General features: G+C 52.1%; 18 protein-coding genes and 1 other RNA gene. 14 read left to right on the top strand and 5 right to left on the bottom strand.

The features are described from left to right. Position 1: 1 nt before the first annotated feature. The 4 genes from F457_RS0103150 to budA all read right to left on the bottom strand — a co-directional run bounded on the left by F457_RS0103150 (position 2) and on the right by budA (position 4842). Positions 2 to 1411 carry a lactate utilization protein B gene (locus tag F457_RS0103150; protein WP_018979680.1) on the bottom strand — a complete coding sequence of 470 codons (1410 nt, stop codon included), beginning with the start codon at positions 1409 to 1411 and terminating at the stop codon, positions 2 to 4. Further along, positions 1408 to 2151 carry a (Fe-S)-binding protein gene (locus tag F457_RS0103155; protein WP_026294137.1) on the bottom strand — a complete coding sequence of 248 codons (744 nt, stop codon included), beginning with the start codon at positions 2149 to 2151 and terminating at the stop codon, positions 1408 to 1410. Before F457_RS0103155 ends, F457_RS0103150 begins: the two co-directional genes overlap by 4 nt. Before the next feature lie 163 nt (positions 2152 to 2314). Next, a complete protein-coding gene (gene alsS, locus F457_RS0103160) occupies positions 2315 to 4009 on the bottom strand; it encodes an acetolactate synthase AlsS (RefSeq protein WP_018979682.1) in 1695 nt (564 codons plus the stop codon). A gap of 83 nt (positions 4010 to 4092) precedes the next feature. Beyond that, complete coding sequence (gene budA / locus F457_RS0103165; RefSeq protein WP_018979683.1) at positions 4093 to 4842, bottom strand: acetolactate decarboxylase; 750 nt, start codon at positions 4840 to 4842, stop codon at positions 4093 to 4095. A 100-nt stretch (positions 4843 to 4942) separates the two neighbouring features. Between budA and F457_RS12025 the strand changes: the two genes are divergently transcribed. Next, entirely contained in the window at positions 4943 to 5845 is a 903-nt protein-coding gene (locus tag F457_RS12025) for a LysR family transcriptional regulator (RefSeq protein ID WP_018979684.1), read from the top strand. 74 nt (positions 5846 to 5919) lie between these two features. On the opposite strand, the gene F457_RS0103175 is transcribed toward F457_RS12025, so the two are convergent. Continuing rightward, positions 5920 to 6186: a DUF2312 domain-containing protein gene (locus tag F457_RS0103175; protein WP_018979685.1), complete on the bottom strand. Its 267-nt coding sequence runs from the start codon at positions 6184 to 6186 to the stop codon at positions 5920 to 5922. A 296-nt stretch (positions 6187 to 6482) separates the two neighbouring features. On the opposite strand from F457_RS0103175, the gene zwf reads away from it, so the two are divergent. From zwf to murG, 13 genes are all read left to right on the top strand, one after another. Next, positions 6483 to 7955: a glucose-6-phosphate dehydrogenase gene (zwf, locus tag F457_RS0103180; RefSeq protein WP_018979686.1), complete on the top strand. Its 1473-nt coding sequence runs from the start codon at positions 6483 to 6485 to the stop codon at positions 7953 to 7955. A 93-nt stretch (positions 7956 to 8048) separates the two neighbouring features. Next, complete coding sequence (locus F457_RS0103185) at positions 8049 to 8504, top strand: hypothetical protein (protein ID WP_026294138.1); 456 nt, start codon at positions 8049 to 8051, stop codon at positions 8502 to 8504. A 66-nt stretch (positions 8505 to 8570) separates the two neighbouring features. Then, positions 8571 to 8963, top strand: an RNA gene (rnpB, locus tag F457_RS13215) — RNase P RNA component class A. A gap of 337 nt (positions 8964 to 9300) precedes the next feature. Next, entirely contained in the window at positions 9301 to 9777 is a 477-nt protein-coding gene (gene mraZ / locus F457_RS0103190; RefSeq protein ID WP_026294139.1) for a division/cell wall cluster transcriptional repressor MraZ, read from the top strand. Beyond that, positions 9774 to 10751, top strand: coding sequence for a 16S rRNA (cytosine(1402)-N(4))-methyltransferase RsmH (gene rsmH, locus F457_RS0103195; protein ID WP_018979689.1), 978 nt, complete (start codon positions 9774 to 9776; stop codon positions 10749 to 10751). The genes mraZ and rsmH overlap by 4 nt, the downstream gene beginning before the upstream one ends. Continuing rightward, the gene (gene ftsL / locus F457_RS13210) at positions 10748 to 11497 is read left to right on the top strand and encodes a cell division protein FtsL (protein ID WP_018979690.1); all 750 of its coding nucleotides are present in this window, start codon (positions 10748 to 10750) and stop codon (positions 11495 to 11497) included. The genes rsmH and ftsL overlap by 4 nt, the downstream gene beginning before the upstream one ends. A gap of 78 nt (positions 11498 to 11575) precedes the next feature. Beyond that, the gene (locus F457_RS0103205) at positions 11576 to 13555 is read left to right on the top strand and encodes a peptidoglycan D,D-transpeptidase FtsI family protein (RefSeq protein WP_018979691.1); all 1980 of its coding nucleotides are present in this window, start codon (positions 11576 to 11578) and stop codon (positions 13553 to 13555) included. Positions 13556 to 13566: 11 nt separating this feature from the next. Further along, a complete protein-coding gene (locus tag F457_RS0103210) occupies positions 13567 to 15057 on the top strand; it encodes a UDP-N-acetylmuramoyl-L-alanyl-D-glutamate--2,6-diaminopimelate ligase (protein ID WP_018979692.1) in 1491 nt (496 codons plus the stop codon). Next, on the top strand, positions 15054 to 16475 hold the full coding sequence (locus tag F457_RS0103215) for a UDP-N-acetylmuramoyl-tripeptide--D-alanyl-D-alanine ligase (protein ID WP_018979693.1): 1422 nt from the start codon (positions 15054 to 15056) through the stop codon (positions 16473 to 16475). The genes F457_RS0103210 and F457_RS0103215 overlap by 4 nt, the downstream gene beginning before the upstream one ends. Further along, a complete protein-coding gene (mraY, locus tag F457_RS0103220) occupies positions 16475 to 17566 on the top strand; it encodes a phospho-N-acetylmuramoyl-pentapeptide-transferase (protein ID WP_018979694.1) in 1092 nt (363 codons plus the stop codon). Before F457_RS0103215 ends, mraY begins: the two co-directional genes overlap by 1 nt. After that, positions 17563 to 18897 (top strand): UDP-N-acetylmuramoyl-L-alanine--D-glutamate ligase, encoded by a 1335-nt coding sequence (gene murD / locus F457_RS0103225; RefSeq protein ID WP_018979695.1) that lies wholly within the window; start codon positions 17563 to 17565, stop codon positions 18895 to 18897. The genes mraY and murD overlap by 4 nt, the downstream gene beginning before the upstream one ends. A gap of 6 nt (positions 18898 to 18903) precedes the next feature. Then, positions 18904 to 20112, top strand: a complete 1209-nt coding sequence (locus tag F457_RS0103230) for an FtsW/RodA/SpoVE family cell cycle protein (protein WP_018979696.1) — start codon at positions 18904 to 18906, stop codon at positions 20110 to 20112. Between the two features lie 6 nt (positions 20113 to 20118). Beyond that, the gene (gene murG, locus F457_RS0103235) at positions 20119 to 21228 is read left to right on the top strand and encodes an undecaprenyldiphospho-muramoylpentapeptide beta-N-acetylglucosaminyltransferase (protein ID WP_018979697.1); all 1110 of its coding nucleotides are present in this window, start codon (positions 20119 to 20121) and stop codon (positions 21226 to 21228) included. Positions 21229 to 21255: the final 27 nt, after the last annotated feature.

A 21255-nucleotide genomic window follows, 5' to 3' on the forward strand; every position in this document is an offset into this window, starting at 1 on the left:
GTCATGCTGACTCATGCTCCTTCTTGGTCGATGTCTTCAGACGGTTCTTGCGATACCAACTGTTGAAGGTCTCTTTGACAGGATGAGGAAGTTCGCGATGTTTTCCCCATGGGTTCAGATAATTATAGAGAACAAAGCGCGGCATTGTTTTAAGCGCAATCTCTGTTCCTTCAATAGACACGCGATAAAGGCGCGGCTGTGCCAAAAGACGCCCGGCCATTTTCATGATTTCACGCTTTACAAACGGAATGTCATGCTTCTCAGCAAGCACTCGCCGCCAGTCGTAAATTTGCTCATGAATATTGATCTCAACCGGGCAAACATTTGAACAACTGCCATTCATCGTGGAGGCAAAAGGCAACGTGCTGAATTTTTTAGCATTAAAGGTGGGATCAATAATGGCACCAATCGGCCCTGAATACACAGACCCATAAGACTGACCACCCGACCGGCGATAGACTGGACACGTATTCATGCACGCACCACAGCGAATGCATTTTAATGATGACCAGAATTGCGGCATTGCAAGACGGTCTGAACGCCCATTATCTACCAAGATGACATGCATCTCACCGCCCTTACGGGGGCCACGGAAATGCGTCGTATATTGCGTAATTGGGGAACCTAAAGCACTGCGTGACAAAAGACGTACAAACACGCCAAGGTCTTCTACACGCGGAACTAAACGTTCAATCCCTAATGTCGCAATATGCACATTGGGAAGATTAGCACTCAAATCCGCATTGCCCTCATTGGTGCAAACGACAAACCCACCAGTCTCTGCAACAATGAAGTTACCACCAGTCATTCCCGTATCACCACTGAGCAGAACAGGCCGTGCAGCCTCGCGTTGTGCTTCTGCCAGTTTATGCGGATCTGTAATATTAGGATCCGTACCGTAATACTTAGCGAATATTTTTGCGACATCGCCAGTCAATTTCTGCACAGCAGGCACAACCACATGGCTCGGCAACTGATGATCAAGTTGCTGAATGCGTTCACCAAGGTCCGTCTCTGTCACCGTAATCCCGCGCGGTTCAAGATACTCTCGCATCTCGCACTCATCGGTGATCATCGATTTACTTTTGATGAGAGACTTCGCACCGTGCTTGCCCATAATCTCAGCAACGATACGGTTATGTTCTGCTCCATCCCGTGCCCAATGAACATGAATGCCATTACGACGCGCGTTTTCTTCAAACTGCTCCAGATATGTCGGAAGATTTGCTAACGTATGCTCTTTAATACGAGACGCTCTATCACGCAGCTCCTGCCATTCCGGCATCCCATGCATTTGCTGGTCACGCTTTTGGCGCATATCCCACAAACGCTCATCATGGAAAAGGCGATGCGGATCATCTTCCAGAAATTCAGCAGCCGCTTGAGCATGTTTTACAGGTTTATTACTCATGCCCGGGCTCCATTCAAAATCTCAGCAATATGAATAAATTTAATGGGAACACCATTACGCTCAGCACAGCCCTGCTGATGCATCATGCATGACGTATCAGCAGAAACGATATATTCTGCTCCTGCATTATGGTGATCCGTCACCTTATCCAGCCCCATCCGTGAAGAAACAGCTTCTTCTGTCACCGAGTATGTCCCACCAAACCCACAGCATTCATCTGGACGTTTCGGCTTAGCGAACTCAATTCCCTTCACAGCAGAGAGAAGATCCATCGGTTTGGAGAAAAACGGCTCATTACGTTCAGACATACTCGCCGTGCGTAATGCGCGCAAAGTCCCACAACTATTATGAAGCCCAACTTTGTGCGGAAACTCGGCCCATGGGAACTCACGCACTTTCAAAATATCATGAATGAACTCCACGAGTTCATACGTATTTTGACGAATATGTTTGACGGCGTCAGTCTGCTCAATGGCGTCGAAATTATCCCGAATGTGATGTACACAGCTACCAGATGGCGCGACAATTACATCATATTTAGAAAAATTCCGAACGAAGAGCTCTTCCGTTTCACGGGCATCTTTATTACACCCCGAATTAGCCATTGGCTGGCCGCAACATGTTTGATCCATTGGGTACTCGGCCTCTTGCCCAAGCTTCTCCAACAGTTCAAGCGTCGCGATCCCTGTCTTTGGATAAAACGCATCTATGTAACACGGAATAAAAAGTCCTATTTTCATCATCCACCACATATCAAATAAAAACAAATCGTTACATCTTCATAGGTACAAACATCCCCAGCTCTACGTCATCGTAAAGTCCTCACTTCCATTATTTAATTGCTGGGATAAGCCCAATGGGGAGAAGGCCAGAGATACCTCTCCCCACGGATTTTAGTAGCCCTTAGGCTGAAGCGGCCGTTTCACCGCGTAACTCTGCTAATGGTGCCATCAGGTTGGCATTATCAGCATAATCAACCGGAATCTCGATAACGACCGGCCCTTGTGTTTCCATACCTTCACGCAAAGCAGCATGGAGGCTTTCCACACTATTCACCTTGAGCCCCTTCGCCCCACAGGAACGTGCAAAAGCTGCAAAGTCGATCGGGCCAAAAGCAACAGCCGCATCACGACCATATTTCTTCTGCTCTTGGATGCGCACCATGTTGAAGTGATGGTCAACCCACACAAGATGGATCAAATTGCTCTTCAGACGGACGGCTGTTTCCAGATCCATTGAAGACATCATGAAGCCACCGTCCCCAGAAACAGAAATAACCTTCTGGGATGGGTTCACCAAGCTTGCAGCCATACCCCATGGCAGACCGACACCCATTGTCTGCTGACCATTGCTGATGAGAATCTGACGCGCGCGGAACGCATGCAGATAACGTGCCAGCCAGATATGGAAAGACCCCATATCGAAGCACAAGGTCACGTCTTGATCCACAAATGGCTGAAGTGACTTCACCACTTCCAACGGATGCAACATGCCCTGACACGTGCTGCGTGCATTCGCAAAGGCAGCCTTTTGCGTTGAGCGATAAGCTTCTAGAATTCTCGTCAACTCAGCAGCAGGGTTCAGCGCACCGACTTCCTCTGTCAGTTCAGAAACTGTGTCCGAGATCCCACCAACTAGCTCAACAGATGGATTGAAGGCATTGTCCAGCAATGCAGGGATCACATCAATATTGATAAGCGGACGATCCTTCTTGAGGTTCCACAGCTGTGGATCATACTCAATAGGGTTATATCCAATGGTCACCACCAAATCAGCTTCATGCAGAAGATGGTCACCATGCTGGTTACGGAACAGGCCAATACGCCCACCGAACTGAGGAAGAAGATCGCGAGAGATTGCTCCTGCTGCCTGATAGCACCCTACGACAGCGACGCCAGTTTTCTTAACAAACTCGCATACAGCCGCGGCATTTTCGGGTGTGCTCGCCATCATTCCTAGCAGAACGACAGGCTTCTTAGCAGCTTTCAACGCACGCGCTGCTTCCTTGATCACATCTTTAGGAGCAGGACCGTTTTTAGGCGTATCACGACCCGCCAAGACAGCTTGATCGGCTGGCAGACCAAGAACATCCATCGGCGTGCTCACAAAAGCCCCACCAGGACGGCCACCTTCAGCTGCACGGAATGCATTAGCGATAATTTCTGATGTCGCAGCCGGCCCACCGATTTCAGCACTATATTTCGTGACCGGACGCAGCATGCTCACTGTATCCATGCTCTGATGGGTCAGCTTCACGAGGTCAGCACGTCCAACAGCGCCACCAATAGCAAGCATTGGATCAGCTTCTGATGTTGCTGTTGCGAGACCTGTCGTCAGGTTGGAAACCCCTGGCCCGGATGTCGCAATAGCCACGCCAGCCTTACCGGTGATACGCCCTAGTCCGCCTGCAATAAAAGCAGCGTTCTGCTCATGACGCGTTACAACCGTCTCAATAGATGAATCTTCTAACGCCTCAAAAAGACGGTCAATCTTCGCCCCTGGAATACCAAAAACGTGCTTAACACCATGTGCTTCTAGATTGCGAACGATCAGTTCCGCGGCACAAGGGGTTTCCCCCTCTGCTTTTTTCTGGGTCATGTTTTAAATCCTGCAAAGCGACCTGCGAAATTCCCCAAAGGTGCCGCAGGCCAGAAAACGCGATTAAACGAAAGAGATTAGCCTCAACCGCCTTCAGCTGTATGAATAGCTTCGCTCAAACCAGCTGGAAGGAGATCAGCCTCTGCAAACTCTTTGTGCCGCGGCAGTGCAATCTCTAGGTCAGAGATACGAGCCACCTCCAGCTTGCCACGTAGCACGCGGTAGTCTGTGACATGGCCACCATGCTTGCGGTCATCACTCAGCACATGCAGATGATACCCAGCAACATTAATACCCTGCATGTAAGGTGGGGTCCGGAACCCTAGCATCATACCGCTGATATTATTCATCGTGAAGGTAGGCTGTTTGGCCACAACCTCAAGCATCCCTGGATAAGGACGGCACTGACAGAACACTGTGCGCGTATCGACCTTCTCAAACTCACCCGTAAAGCGAACAGCACCAAATAAATTTGGGTTATCAAGCATCTTATTCACCAGCGCTTCGAACTCTGCTTTGCCTAGCGGCTGGTCAATTGTAATGGTTTGCTCGGGTTCAAAATGAGTAACACAGGCAAAAGGTGTTTTAAGATCACTTGGTACATCTGAGGCAATTCCCTCAGAGCGGAATTGACGCACCTCACGACCTGTGACGATCATCTCGCCATCAAGCGCATTAAAGGTGCCCAGACCGAAATCACCGTGTTCCAGCAATTCGTCCATGGTCATCTCACCATCATAAACAGCATCAAGCAATGCTGCCATGGTCGAGGTCTGGAAAAGACGGTTAGGCCGTATTGCCGATGAAGCGTCTTTACCTGAACGTTGAGTCATATGGCCCCCTGTTACGTTTAACGAGGAACACATTAGAACCACAAAGGATTAACTGCAAATATATACTTACGGCTAGGGGTATATATCCTATATATGGATTATGGATATACGTCACTTTCGCTATTTCGTCGCCGTCGCTGAGACGGGAAGCATCACACGCGCAGCTGAGCGGCTCGGCATTGAACAACCACCGCTGAGCCAGCAACTTAAACGGCTAGAGGCAACCTTGGGCGTCTCTCTTTTCCGCCGCCAAACCCGCGGAGTAACCCTCACAGAAGAAGGGCAAGCGCTTCTCCCTCATGCTCGGCTGATTCTCGACCTCCGTCAGCAATTTATCGCACAGGCCCACGGACTTGCTCGCGGGGAGAAAGGCCATCTGCGCATTGGTCTTGCCGGCGCCGTTCCTCTCCTACCAGCGATGCCCTTCGCAATCCGCCATTTCCGCAGCATTGCTCCAGATGTCACGTTATCGCTAGAAGAAAGCAACACACCCGCTTTATGTGAAGCTCTGCGTGCTCATCGTATCGACATTGCTATTTTACGCCCACCTGTGAGCGACCCAGATAACGTACAAGTGATCCCGCTCCTTGATGAACCAACGCTTATAGCCCTTCCAAAAGGGCACCGCTTCACCCACAGTGCACGACTTCACCTGCAACAGCTCGCCAATGAACCTCTTATCATTTTTCCGCGAGAACTCGGGCCTGGCTTTTATGATGCTATCCTTGCCGCCTATCAAAATGCCGGCATTACGCCACCTCTTGGTCAGCAAGCACCACAAATTGCCGGCACCATCCCCCTTGTTGCGGCGGGTTTAGGGATTTCCGTCGTACCTCAGTCCCTTCACCAACTGCACACTGGTGGTGTTACCTTCCATAAGATTGACGAACCCGCCCCCTACGCAACCATTGCGATCGGATTGCGGCGCGAAACGACCTCACCTTTGGTCGAACTTTTCAGCCAAACACTTCAGCATATTTTCAAGGAAGGCGTTCCCGCTTAGCCCTAATGTTCATAAAAAAAGCGGCACAAACGCATGTGCCGCTTCTATCACCCCATTCTTGAATGAAGGAGAGCTTACATACCTAACGCGCGACGATAAATATCGAGAAGGGTCTCCTGCTCTTCTACCTCGGCAGGCTCTTGCTTGCGCAATTTAATAATTTGCTTAACGACCTTTACGTCAAAACCCGCTGATTTTGCTTCTGCAAAAATATCACGGATATCGCTGCCAAGCGCCTTACGCTCTTCTTCAAGACGTTCCACACGTTCAATAATGGAGCGCAACCGATCTGCAGCAATCCCCCCTGTTGCGCTTCCTTCTGGTCCGTTACCGATATCCATGAGCTTTTCTCCGCATGCTACCTTCAATCCTATCGCGCGGCTTATCCTGCGCAAGAGAAATGGTCAATGTTTGATTGTCCCTCATGGGCTGTATTGCGCCCTTTATCATGCTAAATAGGCGAAGGGTCTCCAACCTGTTTTTGATCCTTCCTTACATCTCTTAGAATGTCAGGTTCCACCTTGACATATGACCCAACAGGACGGAACTAAGAGGAACCATAAGGAACCGCTTTTCAAAGCACACTTGCGTGCCTGCATTCCTCAAAAGCGTCTAGATAAGAAAGGCTCTTCCACCCATGTCTGATTCTCAACAGACTGCCCCATTTGATTACATCATCTTTGGCGCCACAGGCGACCTCATGATGCGTAAGCTTATTCCCGCCCTTTATAACCAGCTTCGCGTTGGTCATGTTCCTGAAGAAGCACGTATTATCGGTTCAGCCCGCTCTAAACTTGATAATGAGGAATACCGGCAGCGTGCGCGCGAAGCCCTCAATCGCTTCCTCCCCGACGCCCATAAAGATGCTGATCTCATTGAGCGTTTTCTAAAAAAGATTCAGTACATCGCGATTGATAGTACGAAATATGAGAGCAACTGGGGTGGCCTAAAAGAGATTCTTGCTCAATCTCCGGATGACCGTATCCGCGTTTTCTATTACTCAACCGCTCCACAGCTTTTTGAAGCCATCAGTGAAAATCTTCACGCCCATGGCCTCATTACCAAGCAGTCCCGCGTTGTGCTTGAGAAGCCTATTGGCACAAATAGTGAAACAGCTCGTGCTATTAATGACGGTGTCAGCCGCTTCTTTGAAGAAGGGCAAATTTTCCGCATCGACCATTATTTAGGCAAAGAAACGGTGCAGGATATTATCGCACTGCGTTTTGCCAACCCGCTTCTCCAAGCTGTTTGGTCTGGCGAGTATATTAAGAGCATTCAGATCACCGCAGCAGAGACAGTCGGCGTAGAAGGGCGTGCCGCTTATTACGATACGTCTGGCGCTTTGCGTGACATGATCCAAAACCACCTCCTGCAGGTTCTCAGCCTTTGCGCCATGGAAGCGCCTTCTTCGCTGGAAGCCGATGCCATCCGTGACGCAAAAGTGAACGTCCTTAAAGCGCTACGCCCCATCCCAGAGGAGGCTGTCAGCGCAGAAACTGTGCGTGCTCAATACGTGCAAGGCACGCTCAATGGCGAAAAAGTGCCAGGCTATCTCGAAGAGCTGGGCGAAGAAAGTCACACAGAGACCTACGCGGCTATGCGTGCGTATGTAGATACACCTCGTTGGAAAAACACACCCTTCTATATCCGTACAGCCAAACGCTCTGCCCATAAGCTCAGTGAAGTCGTTGTGACGTTTAAAGAAGGTACATCCAAACTCTTCGGCGGAACGCCGGGCGCTGATCGGCTTGTCATTCGTTTGCAGCCTAATGAAGGGTTTGGCCTGTCCATCAATGTTAAAAATCCTTCTGCTGCAGGCTTTGGCTTACAGCGCACCGCTTTAGATGGTCGCTTTGCCCCTGCTGACGGTTCGCTTATCCCCGATTCCTACGAGCGCCTAATGCTTGATGCCGTACGCGGCTATCCAGCCCTCTTCATCCGTCGTGATGAGGTTGAAGCCGCATGGGCTTGGGTAGAGCCAACACTCAATGCTTGGGCTGCTGATAAGGCTCCGATGGAGCATTATGCTGCGGGCACCTACGGCCCAGAGCAAGCACGTCAATTCACTGCTCAAACCGGTGATCAGTGGCATGAAGATATGGCGGATTAACGCTCGATCTAAAACGTGCAGCTCTTAAAGATACTTTGAGGGCTGCACGTCATGCCCTTTATTCGCGCTATGCTTTGTAAGGATCTGTTTTACTTGACTGAACAACGCCCTTCTCGCTTTGCTTTTTTAAAGCAACTTCGTAAACCACGTTCATTAAAACAGCACCTCATCCGGCGCTTAATTGTCGTTGTGCCCGTTTTCCTTTTGATGGTCGTCATCACCCGGAGCGGCTGGCTTGATAATGCTTATGATCGTTTTACTTTCGGCAAAATGAGCTGGTACGATAATACGGCCCTTGTCGAACATCTACGTACGGTCATCACCAACCAAGGGCTAACATCACTTCCACGCAATTGTCTGGTTTTTATTGTGAATGGTGACGCGTCAGTCAATACACCTCATATGGAAGTCCTCGGCCGACAGGGCCATGGGTGCCCAGGCGATAAACCCGCAGCCGATATGCTCTTTTCTTTACGAATTGATCGCGCTCAGCACTCTATTTTGACAGATGCTGGTTCTCCTGGAAGCTTCCATCCTCTTACCCCTTAAAAAATCGCACGATATTTCCTCTTCTCAGGGTTGACCTTCTTTGCGTTCCAACGCAGTTTACGCGCGCTAGACGGCTGGGCGGTCGCTATGGAAGCAGTCATGCTTCTATAGAGGAAAGTCCGGGCTCCACAGGATAACGGTGCCGGTTAACGGCCGGCGGGGGAAACCCTAGGGAAAGTGCCACAGAAACAATACCGTCTGCCAAGCCTCACAAGGCTGCAGATAAGGGTGAAACGGTGCGGTAAGAGCGCACCGCGGGGCTGGCAACAGAACCGGTCATGGTAAACCCCACCGGGAGCAAGACCGAATAGGAACGGCAAGTCTTTACTGACTAAGGGTGTCCGGCCCTGCTGTTCGGGTTGGTTGCGAGAGGCGGGCTGCAAAGTCTGTCCCAGAGGAATGATCGCCTATCTCTTTAACAAGAGTGGACAGAACCCGGCTTATAGGCCGTCTAGCTTTATTTCTTCATATGAAGAAATAATAAAGAAACGTATTACACAGCACTTACTCTTATTGTTCTCTTGTCTCTTTTTTTAAATCTATTCGGTACATATTCTCTTATTTGCAGCAATGAGCGATATATTTCGTCTTAGTTACGAAAATCCTTGTTTTTGGTTACATGTATAGATTTTGTTCACTATGCAGTAACCAATCGCCCTTTTCTGCCATTCTCTACGATAATGCTTTGACGTCCCATAAAATCCCATGCTATCCCATATCTATACGGTAAAGTTCAGTAATCCTTGGACGAGCACAATTTTGCTCACCCCTGATGAGACGGGAGGCATTTCAAATTATGACTATGTTTCTCGGCACTCATCCGAGCCGCATTGACAGCAAGGGACGCCTCTCAATTCCCGCACCCTTTCGTGCTGTCTTGAAGCAAAAAAATGCTGGAGAAGATGCAAGCGTTATCTTACGCCCTTCGCATTTACATGCCTGCGTTGAAGGATGGACAGCTGATACTTTCTCAACATTGTCTGAATCCCTTATGGAGCATGACCCTTTTTCTAGCGAGTTTGAGGATCTCTCCGTCAGTCTTTACGCTGATGCATACCCGGTTAATTGCGATCCAGAAGGGCGGATTAGCCTTCCTAAAAGCTTGAAACAACATGCTTCGTTAGCTGGTGCCATTGTGTTTATGGGATTAGGGCGGATTTTTCAAATTTGGTCGCCTGAAGCCGCTGAAAAGCGGCGTCAGGATGCTCGCAAGCGTTCTAAAAAGATCGGGCAGCTTTCCCCCTCCCACCCTCAAAAAGAAGCCCGCGGATGAGTGACACTCAGCATATGACCTCCACACAGCCTTCCTCTCAAGGTCATTTCCCTGTCATGCTACCGGAAGTTCTGGAGAGTTTGCAGCTCCGTGATAGCGCTACCTATCTTGACGGAACATTTGGTGGTGGTGGCTATAGCCGCGCTATGCTTGATGCCAAAGACTGTATTGTTCACGCCATTGACCGTGATCCAGATGCAATTTCGCGCGGGCAGCCTCTCGTAGACGCGGCACAAGGCCGCCTCCATCTTCACAGAGGGGCTTTTAGCGCTATGGAGCAGCTTGTCGGTTCGGTCGCTCCCTTTGACGGTATCGTGTTGGATCTTGGGGTGTCCTCCTTCCAGCTGGACCAAGGCGAGCGGGGGTTTTCCTTCCGCCATGATGGGCTTCTTGACATGCGCATGAGCGCAGAAGGCCCCAGTGCGGCTGATCTCGTCAATAATGAGACAGAGCAAAAGATCGCTGATATTCTCTATTATTATGGAGAAGAGCGTCGCTCTCGTCGTATTGCCCGCGCCATTGTCAATGAGCGCACACGCAACCCTATTGAAACGACGGGACATCTCGCAGAGCTTATCCGTAGTTCTATCCCGCGTGAACGGCCTAACTTTGACCCAGCAACCCGCAGCTTCCAAGCCCTGCGCATTGCCGTCAATGATGAGCTTGGAGAGCTTGAGCGCGTCCTCATGGCAGCCCCTAACCTGCTCGCTCCGGGCGGTGTTTTCGTCGTCGTGACCTTCCATTCATTGGAAGACCGCATGGTAAAGCGCGCTATGGCGCGTTTAAGCGGCCGTACAAGCGGCCCCTCACGCCATGCTCCAGCCTCGCTTCACCAGAAGCAGCGCGCCCCATTTGAACTCCTTCACACCCGTCCCTTGTCCCCAAGTAAAGACGAGCTCCGCCTTAATACGCGCTCGCGAAGTGCTCGTTTGCGTGCCCTGCGCCGGCTTTCTTCTTCTGGAGAGGTTTCATGATCCGTCCTGCTACCTTATTCTGCGCACTCATTGCTGCTGGCGCTGGGCTTTTCCTTTACGCAAAGAAGCACGATACGCTCGTCCTTGATCAGCACATCACTCAAACTGTGCAAGAGACGCGCCGTGTCCAAGGGCAGACAGCCATGTTGCGCACGCAATGGGCTCTGCTCAATCAACCCGATCGCCTCAGCACTTTGTCAAAGCGGATCCTTCCCCACCTCCGTATGGTTGAGCCTGCACAGTTTGTCAGGCAAGCAAAGCTCGCTGAACGCTTGCCTGCTATTAGCCATAAGGACGTTGTTGCAGCCACACCCAACCATACAGACGTAGCACGGCCCACCTTGGCAGCCCTGCGCCCGGCGCCTGATATGCCTGTTACTTCTGTCAACGCGCCTATACATTCTGAGCGTCACCACCACACAACTCATGCCGATACGATTTCCGCGCCTGCCCATGGCTCTTCCCATGCAGCACGTAGTAATTCTTCGCTTGAACGCAAATTAGCATTGCTTAATGCGGAGGATCAGACCTCTATGCCGCATCGCCATCATCACAGCGACCATGGAGCTACATCGGACAAAGACGGACATACTCACACGTCTCGTGCATCCTCTTCTGACACATTGGCGGAAACCGTTGCATGGCACCCTCAATCGACCCATCACAGCTCTTCCCCTCATCGGGAGAGCTCCCATGCGACTTCCTCGTCAGACGTTCTGCCCCCTCCTGTTCCATTCTCGAATTAGCGACGACTTGTCGTCATAGTCTCTCTCTAACACCAGCGTTAGAGAGCACCCGCTGACCACCTTGCAGAATGCAGCACGATGCCGGAAAAAGAGCCCTCTCCATCGGCAAAGAAGCCGACGAATGACCAGCCCGATACCCCGTCAGGGCAGCAACATACCAAAGGCTCTAAACTATTTTCCAAAGTGGGCGCAGCACGGCGTTTTCTCTCTCTCCGTTATTGGAATGAACGCCGCCAGAAGGTCAGCTGGATAGAGCGTTGTCAAAACCGCCTTGTCTATGTTGGGATGGGCTTTCTAGTTCTTTACGGTGCCGTAACGCTTAAAGCGCTCATGGCGACCGTCCTCGCTCCTATGGCTCCTCTGCCCGGCCAAATTGCATCCACCTTACCGGAAATCCCGAAGCCAGACCCTCAAGCCCTCATGAGTGGCGGTTTCGAACTTCCCAATATACGACGTGCCACGGTTACAGACCGTAACGGGCAAGCATTGGCAATTTCTCTTCCTGTTGTGCAAGTCTATGCCAACCCGATGGAAATTATCAGTCCAGAAGAAGCAGTCGCCAAACTTCATCACGTTCTCCCTGATATTGATCAAAAAGATCTCATCAAACGCCTTAAGAAAAAGAAGCAGTTCGTTTACCTTGCGCATAACCTCTCTCCGACCCAAGAACTAGCGATTAATAATCTTGGTATTCCCGGGATTTATTTTGAAACAGGAGAGCGTCGTCATTACCCGCTAGGGCGTATCGCCGCCCAGATTATGGGTGGTGTTGATCTTGATAATCACGGAATTGCAGGAGTTGAACGTTATTTTGATAAACGACTAAGCTCCGACCGCACCCCTCTTCGCCTTTCCATTGATGCCCGTGTTCAAGCAGCTGTGCGTGATGAGCTGGATGAGGCCAAACGTAAATTCCAAGCCATCGGCGCATGCGCTATTTTGATGGATATTCACTCTGGTGAAGTCATCGCAATGGTCAGTCTTCCCGATTTCGATGCCAATGATTTTGGTCATGCCCCTTCAGACGCCCGCTTTAATCGAGCCGTTACGGGCATGTATGAGCCGGGCTCCACGTTTAAATTGCAGACAGCCGCTATGGCCTTGCAACTTGGTGTTGCCCATCCGTGGGATCGTTTCTCGACAACGCCTATCCATGTTGGCCGCTTTAAAATTTCAGATCTCAAAAGCGATCATTTTGCTCCTTGGCTGCCCCTCACCTCAGTCATGGCGTTTTCTTCCAACCCAGCCTCTGCTCATATTGCGCTAGATGTTGGCGCAACACGGCAGCAAGAATGGCTTAAAAATATGGGCTTCTTCGACCGCGTGCCGATTGAGCTCCCTGAAGCAGGGCGGCCCATTGTTCCGTCACGAAAAAACTGGGGGCTTACCACGATTATGACCGTCGGTTTTGGTCATGGTATTGCTGAGTCTCCATTGGCGATTGTACGCGGAACGGCTGCGACAGGAAATGGGGGCTATTTAGTCACTCCCACACTCGTTGCTCATAATCATGACAATGATGATGTCGTCATGTCTGACACACAAGTTCCGCATCTTTTGTCAGAGAAAACATCCGACACATTACGGCGTATTCTTCGCCTGGTGGTGGCGAAAGGCATTGGGAAGCGTGCTGAGAGCCCTGGTTATTTCGTTGGAGGGAAAACCGGAACGGCTGAAAAAATCAGTGATCGGGGAACCTATCTTAAGCATGTCAACATCACAGCTTTTACGGGCATGTTCCCCATGAATGCGCCGCGTTATGCGCTCTATGTCATGCTAGATGCCCCACATCCCACGGCTGAAACGCATGGTTGGACGACAGCTGGCTGGATTGCAGCGCCGCTCTTCTCCAATATTGTGACACGTACAGCCCCTATGCTGGGCCTCTTCCCTCCAGACCCAAGCCGAAATGCACAGGTTGAGGCCTCTTTGGAGATACCTCTCATTCCTCCCATCCCGCCTGGGGTTCGGGCATTAGGCCCTGGGAATGACCCTGGGGCCCCTCCGCCTTCACTGCTACGCACGCACCATGCTGTACGATCCTCCCACGGCCATTAAGGCGCTCTACCATGCTTCTTTCTACACTGCTCTCACGCTACGGCATCACCCCTGCACTGGCTGAAGACCCCACGATTAAAGCTGTAACAGCCGATAGTCGTCATGTAAGCCCTGATAGCCTTTTTGTGGCAATCCGTGGACAGCATCATGATGGTGCAAAATTCATCCCACTCGCGATTACCGCAGGCGCCACCGCCATCGTGACCATGCATGACAACCACAGTCCTCCTATCGGAGAGCATTGGGAGGGAGAGCGTAAAGCCATTATTATCCGGGTGCATAATCCTGCCCATTTTCTTGCACAGGCAGCAGCTTGGGTTGCGGCACCATTGCCAGAACATATTATCGCGGTGACCGGAACCAACGGGAAAAGCAGCACGGTCGATTTTCTCCGCCAGCTTTGGCAGCTCCGCGGCAAAACAGCGGCGAGCCTTGGAACCCTAGGGGTTATCACGCAAGCAGACACCCCTCCGATGCCAGCGATGACGACACCCGACGCCGTTGCTCTTGCCTCCATGCTCTCTACACTTCAACGCAGCCATGTCACCCATGTTGCTTTGGAAGCCTCGTCTCACGGACTGCATCAGCATCGTCTTGATGGCCTGCCTCTCGCGGCTGCTGGGTTTTCCAACCTTACACGAGACCATCTTGACTATCACGAAACGATTGAAGCCTATCGTGATGCCAAGCTTCGTCTGTTTCGTGATCTTCTGCCTCCGGGTAATGTTGCCGTTATTAATGCGGATATGGATCCCGATACCTATAACGCTCTAACACAGACTGCCCGTCAGTGCGGCCATATCCTCCGCGATATTGGAATAAATGCAACAACCCTACGTCTGCTAGAAGCCCAGCCAACGCCACAAGGACATATTATTCGCGTTGCTCTTCATGGCGAGCCTTTACCCGATATTACGCTCCCCTTCCCCGGGCGCTTCCAAGTGGATAACGCCCTCATGGCCGCCGCACTATGTTGGGAAGAAGATGCTGAAGCGCCTGCTGTGCTCGCTCTTCTCTCACAGTTGCGCAGCGTGCCGGGACGGTGCGAGCGCGTCGCAGACCTTTCCAATGGCGCGGCAGCCTACGTGGACTATGCCCATACTCCTGATGCCCTTGAGCATGTTCTGCTCAGCCTTCGCCCTCATACACGCGGCAAACTCCATGTCATTTTCGGCGCAGGAGGCGACCGTGACAGTGGTAAACGCCCACTTATGGGCCAAATCGCCGCCCATATTGCCGACCGCATCACCATCACCGATGACAATCCGCGCTCGGAAGACCCAGCCACTATTCGCGCCGCTATTCTGGCCGCCTGCCCTCATGCCCAAGAAATTGGAGACCGCTGGGCCGCTATTGAAGACGGCCTTAAACGCCTAGGCCCCGGTGATATTCTCCTCATCGCTGGCAAAGGGCATGAAACAGGGCAGGTTATTGGGTCAACAACGCATCCTTTTGATGACCGCGCCCTTACCCGTTCACTCGCTGAGAAAGTCTCCTTATGACCCAGACACTGCCTTTATGGACACGCTCTGAACTCTGCGAGGCCACGCATGGCAGCCTTAGTGCAGATGTCACGGTACAGAGCGTTTGCATTGATACGCGTCAGCTCGAGCCCGGCGCTCTCTTTATCGCTCTTCAGGGAGATCATTCCGATGGGCACCGCTTCATCCAGAATGCTCTTTCACAAGGAGCAGCCTGCGTGATGGTGCATGACCGCCAAGCCGTCATAGACGCTGGGCTGATGGACGATCCTCGCGTGCTCTTCGTTGAAGACACTATGACAGGGCTTGAAGCACTTGGGCGTTTTGCACGGAAGCGTTTCCACGGTAAAGCCATTGCCATTACCGGAAGCGTTGGCAAGACCACCACGAAAACCATGCTTTTCCAAGCGCTTCAACCTTATGGAAAAACGCATGCTTCTGTTGCTTCTTACAACAACCATTGGGGCGTACCTTTAACGCTTGCCCGCCTCCCTCGTGATGCCGATTTTTGTATTAGTGAAGTCGGTATGAACCATCCGGGAGAAATTGCACCGCTGGCAGAACAAATTCGCCCCGATATTGCTCTCATCACCACAATTGGGACGGCCCATCTTGGCCATATGGGCAGTATTGAGGCCATCGCACGTGAAAAGGCTACGCTCTTTCAAGCACTCATCCCACCCGATGGCCATGCAATCGCGCTAGAGGGGACGCCCTGCCTATCTCTTGTGGCTGCTGAAGTCCCCCATGATTGCTCTTTTTGGACAATCGGCACCTCTCACGCTGCCACCGTGCGTATTGACGCGCTGCAATGCCACGGTCAAGGCAGCCATTTCCATCTGCACACCCCCACAGGGAATGCGGATGTGTCACTTTCCGCCCCAGGGCACCATCTCGCGCAGAATGCAGCTCTCGCCCTAGGGGCCGTCAGTGCGTTAGGGCTTCCCCCTCAAGCCGCCGCTTCTGCTCTCGTTTCTTACAAACCTGAAGCAGGGCGGGGGCTCAAACGCCTCCTACCAGGCAACGTCACTCTTATTGATGAAAGCTACAACGCCTCTGGCCCAAGCATGCGCGCAGCTTTGGCAACGCTTGCTCTTCTACCAGCCTCGCGCCGCGTTGCAGCGCTTGGAGATATGCGTGAGCTTGGCGAATTTTCCGACGATGAGCATCGCGCCCTCACCGCCCCTATCATGGCTGCCAGCGCTCTCACCTTTTGTTGCGGCCCGCATATGAAATCCTTGTACGACTCTCTTCCCCAAAGTCTTCGAGGAGGGTATGCACCCGATGCTACTCAACTTGCCCCGCTTGTTCAGGCCGCTTTACGCTCTGGCGATGTGTTGCTGGTTAAAGGCAGCCTTGGCAGCAATATGCGTGACCTTATCGTCCTCCTTAACGCCCACCCTTCCGTGCAGGAAGCCTCTTCTTCGGTCTCTCCCTAATGCTCTTTGATCTCCTTGCGACCCACGCCTCCCCCCATGGTGGTTTTGCCAACCTCCTGCATTATGTCACCTTCCGCGCCGGCTGCGCGTGTCTGACCGCTTTGTTGATTTCGCTCTTTTGGGGACGTCCCTTCATCGCTCAACTTAAAAGGATCCAAGGGCAAGGACAGCCTATTCGTACCCTAGGGCCTGAACGCCATATTCTGGAAAAGGCCGGCACGCCAACAATGGGGGGCATGTTGATCTTAGCAGCCCTGACCGTCTCCACCTTATTATGGGCAGACCTCCGTAATGGTTTTGTCTGGGCTGTGCTGCTGACCACACTCGCCTTCGGTGCTGTTGGTTTTGCCGATGATTATCTCAAATTATCGCGTCGCAACACACAAGGGATCTCTAAAAAAACACGCCTTGGATGCGAGTTTTTAGCCTCTCTCATCGCGGGGATCTGGCTTGAAATGCTGACCCCGCCCGAGCTTCGCAATGTGCTGGCTTTTCCGTTTGCGAAGAGCTTCGTTCTCCCTCTCGGTTATGTTTTCCCTCTTTTTGCGATGATTACGATTGCTGGATTTGGAAACGCCGTGAACCTGACCGACGGTCTGGACGGCCTCGCAACTGTTCCCGTCATTATCGCGGCCTTCGTCTTTGCCCTTATCGCCTATTTGGTCGGGAACCACGTCTTTGCAGACTATCTTCAACTGCACCCCGTTCCCGGCACGGGGGAACTGAGTATTTTTTGTGCTGCTCTTATTGGGGGGTCGTTAGGTTTTTTATGGTACAATGCACCCCCAGCAGATGTCTTCATGGGCGATACCGGGTCTCTCGCTCTCGGGGGCGCTCTTGGTGCTGTCGCTGTTGCGGTAAAACATGAGCTGGTTCTTTGCCTCGTCGGTGGGATTTTTGTGGCCGAAACATTGTCGGTTATCGTGCAGGTCTTTTGGTTTAAACGCACAGGAAAGCGCGTTTTCCTCATGGCCCCTCTGCACCATCATTTTGAGAAAAAAGGCTGGCAAGAACCTAAGATTGTCGTACGCTTCTGGATTATTGCCTTCATCCTCGGCCTTTGCGGTTTAGCGACACTGAAATTGCGATGATGACTTCTTCTCTCTCCTCATGGCCATCTCGGCTCCTCCACGGATCCCATTATGCCGTTTGCGGGTTGGGCCGTAACGGAACAGCTGTTGTCCGAGCCCTCTTAGACATGGGCGCGACCGTGCAAGCATGGGACGATACCGCCCCTACGCTGCCTGAACACCCCAACCTCACCCTTGCGCCACTCACAGATCTACGCGCTATGGACGGGCTGGTCTTATCACCCGGCATTCCACATAAGCTTCCTTCACCGCATCCGGTTGCTGTATTGGCACGATCCCAGCATGTACCGATCTTTTCAGATGCTGAGCTACTCTGGCAGGTTGCCCGCAAGGCTGGCTCTCAGGCACGTTTTGTCTCCGTGACGGGAACAAATGGGAAGTCCACAACAACAGCGTTACTGACCCATATCCTCACCCATGCAAGCATTCCAACAGCTGCGGGAGGCAATCTCGGCACAGCGTCTCTTGCTCTCCCTCCCTTAGGAGACGATGGCGTTTATATTATTGAGATGTCTTCTTACATGCTTGAGCGTCTTGAGAACTTCCATGCCTGTTGTTCGATCATGCTCAATCTCACACCTGATCATCTCGAACGTCATGGAGATATGGAAGGGTACGCTCAGGCAAAAGCTCATGTCTTTGACCATATGACCAAGGACGACCTCGCCATTTTAGGTGAGGATGCCCCGTGGAGCCGCCACTTACACACATCCCTAGAGGCCCGTCATATTCCCACCCTAATCTTGAACGCCACAGAAGCTCTCTCTCCTGACGATGCACCTATGCTCCCAGGCCGCCATAATGCTCAAAATAGCGCAGCCTGTCGTGCAGCCGCACGGTTCCTGGGCGTTGATGATGCCGTCATTACGGACGCCATTCGCAGCTTCCCCGGTCTGGCCCATCGTCTGCAATATGTCGCCACGGTGGATGGGGTCGCTTGGATTAATGACAGCAAAGCAACCAATGCTGAAGCCAGCGCCCATGCTCTCGCCGCTTATGATCGCGTTATCTGGATTGCCGGTGGCACGGCTAAACAAGGCGGGATTGACAGTTTAGCTCCCGTTTTCTCTCATATCGGTTACGCATTGCTCATTGGTCGTGACGCTCCACTGCTTTCGGAAACTCTCAAGCGCCACCGTATCCCTCATGCGATTGTCCACACACTGGAAAACGCTATTCCAGAGGCGATGAAACACGCCCGGCAATTGAAGATTCCAACCGTATTATTGTCACCTTCCTGTGCGAGCTTTGACCAATTTCGTAGCTTTGAAGAACGGGGGGAGCGCTTTGCTCAACTCGTCCATGCCTATCAAGATGGCCAGAAAGGATAAAGAGAGATGGCCTTCCCTCGCCGCACAGATACGTCCTCTCACGCGCAATGGTGGCGCAATATTGACCATGTGGCTCTTACCGGTATCGGCATCCTCATGGCTCTTGGATATGTCCTGATGCTCGCGGCGAGCCCAGCTGTAGCCCACCGTATTGGGGCCTCCCGCAATATGTTTATCTTTAAGCAGGTCGCCTTCCTCACCATCGCTGCGGTGATCGTCATTGTCACCTCACGCCTTTCCATTCGCGCGATGCAGAAGCTCGCCGTTATTGGGGGCGTTATTGCCCTAGCGGCTACCTTCATGACACTCGTTCATGGGATGGAAATCAAAGGAGCACGACGGTGGATCGCCCTCCCGCTTATGTCTGTGCAACCTTCTGAATTCCTCAAACCATGCTTTGCCTTGCTCACGGGCTGGCTCCTCAGCCTTCGGGGAAAAATTCGCCTCCGCAATGGCTGGCGCTTTCCGGGGCGCGCACTCTCCTGTCTCGTCTTCCTCCTTATTGTTGCGTTGCTCCAAGCACAACCAGACATTGGGATGCTCTCCGTCATCACGATGGTCTTTGTCACACAGCTTTTTATTGATGGCCTTCCTATAGCATTTTTCGTCACACTCATCGCCGGTATGATCAGTGCTTTTGGGCTCGCCTATCTCACATTCGACCATGTGCGCTCCCGCGTGCAACGCTTTCTCCATCCCGATGTAGGCGATCACTACCAAATTGATACGTCACTCCGCGCCTTTGGCAATGGTGGCCTTCTCGGCCGTGGCCCGGGGGAAGGCCGCGTGAAAGACCTCCTTCCTGACGCTCATGCAGACTTCGTCTTTGCAGTTGCGGGGGAGGAATATGGCTTCCTCATGTGCCTTTTTATTATCTGCGTTTTCGTCATGCTGTTGCTCTGCACATTACGACGCCTTCTGCATGAAAAAGACCCTTTCGTTATCTTAGCCGCTGGCGGGCTCATCACCGGCTTTGGCCTTCAAGCCTTTATTAATATGGGCTCTAGTTTGCATCTCATCCCCACAAAAGGCATGACCCTTCCGTTCATCTCGTATGGAGGAAGTTCCGCCTTTTCCATCGCACTCACGATGGGTATGGTGCTGGCCCTGACGAAACATCGCGTCAAACCGGGGTTGTTCTCGCCCAAAGCGGCACCAACAGACATCCCATTATCCAACCGGCTCTTTGCCCCCTCATCTACGGATAAGGATTAAGGAAACATGAACACGTCGATCGTCATTGCTGCTGGTGGGACTGGTGGCCATTTTTTCCCCGCAGAAGCGCTCGCAAACTCTCTTCTTAACCGCGGGTATAACGTCGTATTGATGACCGATGCACGCAATAACCGCATTAATGACGGCGTGTTCAGACATACCCCACATTATGTCTTGCCGGGCGGGGGCATTGCCGGGAAAGGACTTTTGGGAAAAATAAAAGGGGCCCTTCGCCTCCTTGATGGCACGATCAAAGCGCGCGCCCTCCTCCGTGTCATACGCCCCGCTGCTATCATCGGATTTGGTGGGTATCCTTCCATTCCTCCTCTGTTGGGCGCTCGCCTTCTTTCCAAGAAATACCGCCCTCAGATGGTCATTCATGAAGGGAATGCTATCTTAGGCCAAGCAAACGCACTGCTCTCCCGCTTTGCTTCGATGATTGCAACATCCTACCCTCATGTTGCGCGCCTCCCGACAAACGCGACGGTTCAACTAACCGGAATGCCCGTCCGTGACCCCATCGAAGCGCTCGCAGATATCCCTTATATTCCCCCCAATCAGAACGGCGATGATGCGATACAGCTCCTCGTGTGGGGTGGCTCACTTGGAGCTCAAATCTTTGGGCGCGTTGTGCCAGAGGCCCTCACAACCCTTCCGCAAGTCCTCCGCTCACGCCTGCATGTTACTCAGCAAGTCAACGAGCAAGACCTTTCACGCATTCAGCAGCAGTATGAAGAGGCTGGGATTAACGCAACATTAGCGCCGTTTATCCATAACGTGGCCGATACTCTGCAAACCGCCCACCTCGTCATTGGCCGAGCGGGCGGTTCTTCTGTTGCAGAACTTACAATGGCAGGTCGTCCCTCTATCCTTGTGCCGCTTCCCATCGCAGCTTCTGATGAGCAAGGCCAAAATGCCCAAGCTGTGGAACGTGCTGGGGCTGGATGGATGATCCGACAAGCCACCTTTACGCCCACACTCCTTGCTGATCGCCTCATGACCCTTTTCCAAACGCCAGAACGCCTTACGCAGGCCGCTGCGGCGGCCAAAACACTTCAACATCGCAAGGCGGCAGAAAAATTGGCCGATCTGGTTGAAGCTACCCTCCATTCTTGATTGTCTGCCTTCTCGCCTTTCTCTCGC

Origin of the sequence: Saccharibacter floricola DSM 15669 (assembly GCF_000378165.1) — a bacterium.
Classification (GTDB): domain Bacteria; phylum Pseudomonadota; class Alphaproteobacteria; order Acetobacterales; family Acetobacteraceae; genus Saccharibacter; species Saccharibacter floricola.

Bases quoted from the DNA above. Each gene is read 5' to 3' on its own strand.
- zwf (WP_018979686.1), top strand. From the start codon at position 6,483: ATGTCTGATTCTCAACAGACTGCCCCATTTGATTACATCATCTTTGGC.
- mraZ (WP_026294139.1), top strand. From the start codon at position 9,301: ATGACTATGTTTCTCGGCACTCATCCGAGCCGCATTGACAGCAAGGGA.
- alsS (WP_018979682.1), bottom strand. From the start codon at position 4,009: ATGACCCAGAAAAAAGCAGAGGGGGAAACCCCTTGTGCCGCGGAACTG.
- mraY (WP_018979694.1), top strand. From the start codon at position 16,475: ATGCTCTTTGATCTCCTTGCGACCCACGCCTCCCCCCATGGTGGTTTT.
- rsmH (WP_018979689.1), top strand. From the start codon at position 9,774: ATGAGTGACACTCAGCATATGACCTCCACACAGCCTTCCTCTCAAGGT.
- F457_RS0103155 (WP_026294137.1), bottom strand. From the start codon at position 2,151: ATGAAAATAGGACTTTTTATTCCGTGTTACATAGATGCGTTTTATCCA.
- F457_RS0103175 (WP_018979685.1), bottom strand. From the start codon at position 6,186: ATGGATATCGGTAACGGACCAGAAGGAAGCGCAACAGGGGGGATTGCT.
- F457_RS0103205 (WP_018979691.1), top strand. From the start codon at position 11,576: ATGCCGGAAAAAGAGCCCTCTCCATCGGCAAAGAAGCCGACGAATGAC.
- F457_RS0103215 (WP_018979693.1), top strand. From the start codon at position 15,054: ATGACCCAGACACTGCCTTTATGGACACGCTCTGAACTCTGCGAGGCC.
- budA (WP_018979683.1), bottom strand. From the start codon at position 4,842: ATGACTCAACGTTCAGGTAAAGACGCTTCATCGGCAATACGGCCTAAC.
- F457_RS0103210 (WP_018979692.1), top strand. From the start codon at position 13,567: ATGCTTCTTTCTACACTGCTCTCACGCTACGGCATCACCCCTGCACTG.
- F457_RS0103150 (WP_018979680.1), bottom strand. From the start codon at position 1,411: ATGAGTAATAAACCTGTAAAACATGCTCAAGCGGCTGCTGAATTTCTG.
- F457_RS12025 (WP_018979684.1), top strand. From the start codon at position 4,943: ATGGATATACGTCACTTTCGCTATTTCGTCGCCGTCGCTGAGACGGGA.
- ftsL (WP_018979690.1), top strand. From the start codon at position 10,748: ATGATCCGTCCTGCTACCTTATTCTGCGCACTCATTGCTGCTGGCGCT.
- murD (WP_018979695.1), top strand. From the start codon at position 17,563: ATGATGACTTCTTCTCTCTCCTCATGGCCATCTCGGCTCCTCCACGGA.
- murG (WP_018979697.1), top strand. From the start codon at position 20,119: ATGAACACGTCGATCGTCATTGCTGCTGGTGGGACTGGTGGCCATTTT.
- F457_RS0103230 (WP_018979696.1), top strand. From the start codon at position 18,904: ATGGCCTTCCCTCGCCGCACAGATACGTCCTCTCACGCGCAATGGTGG.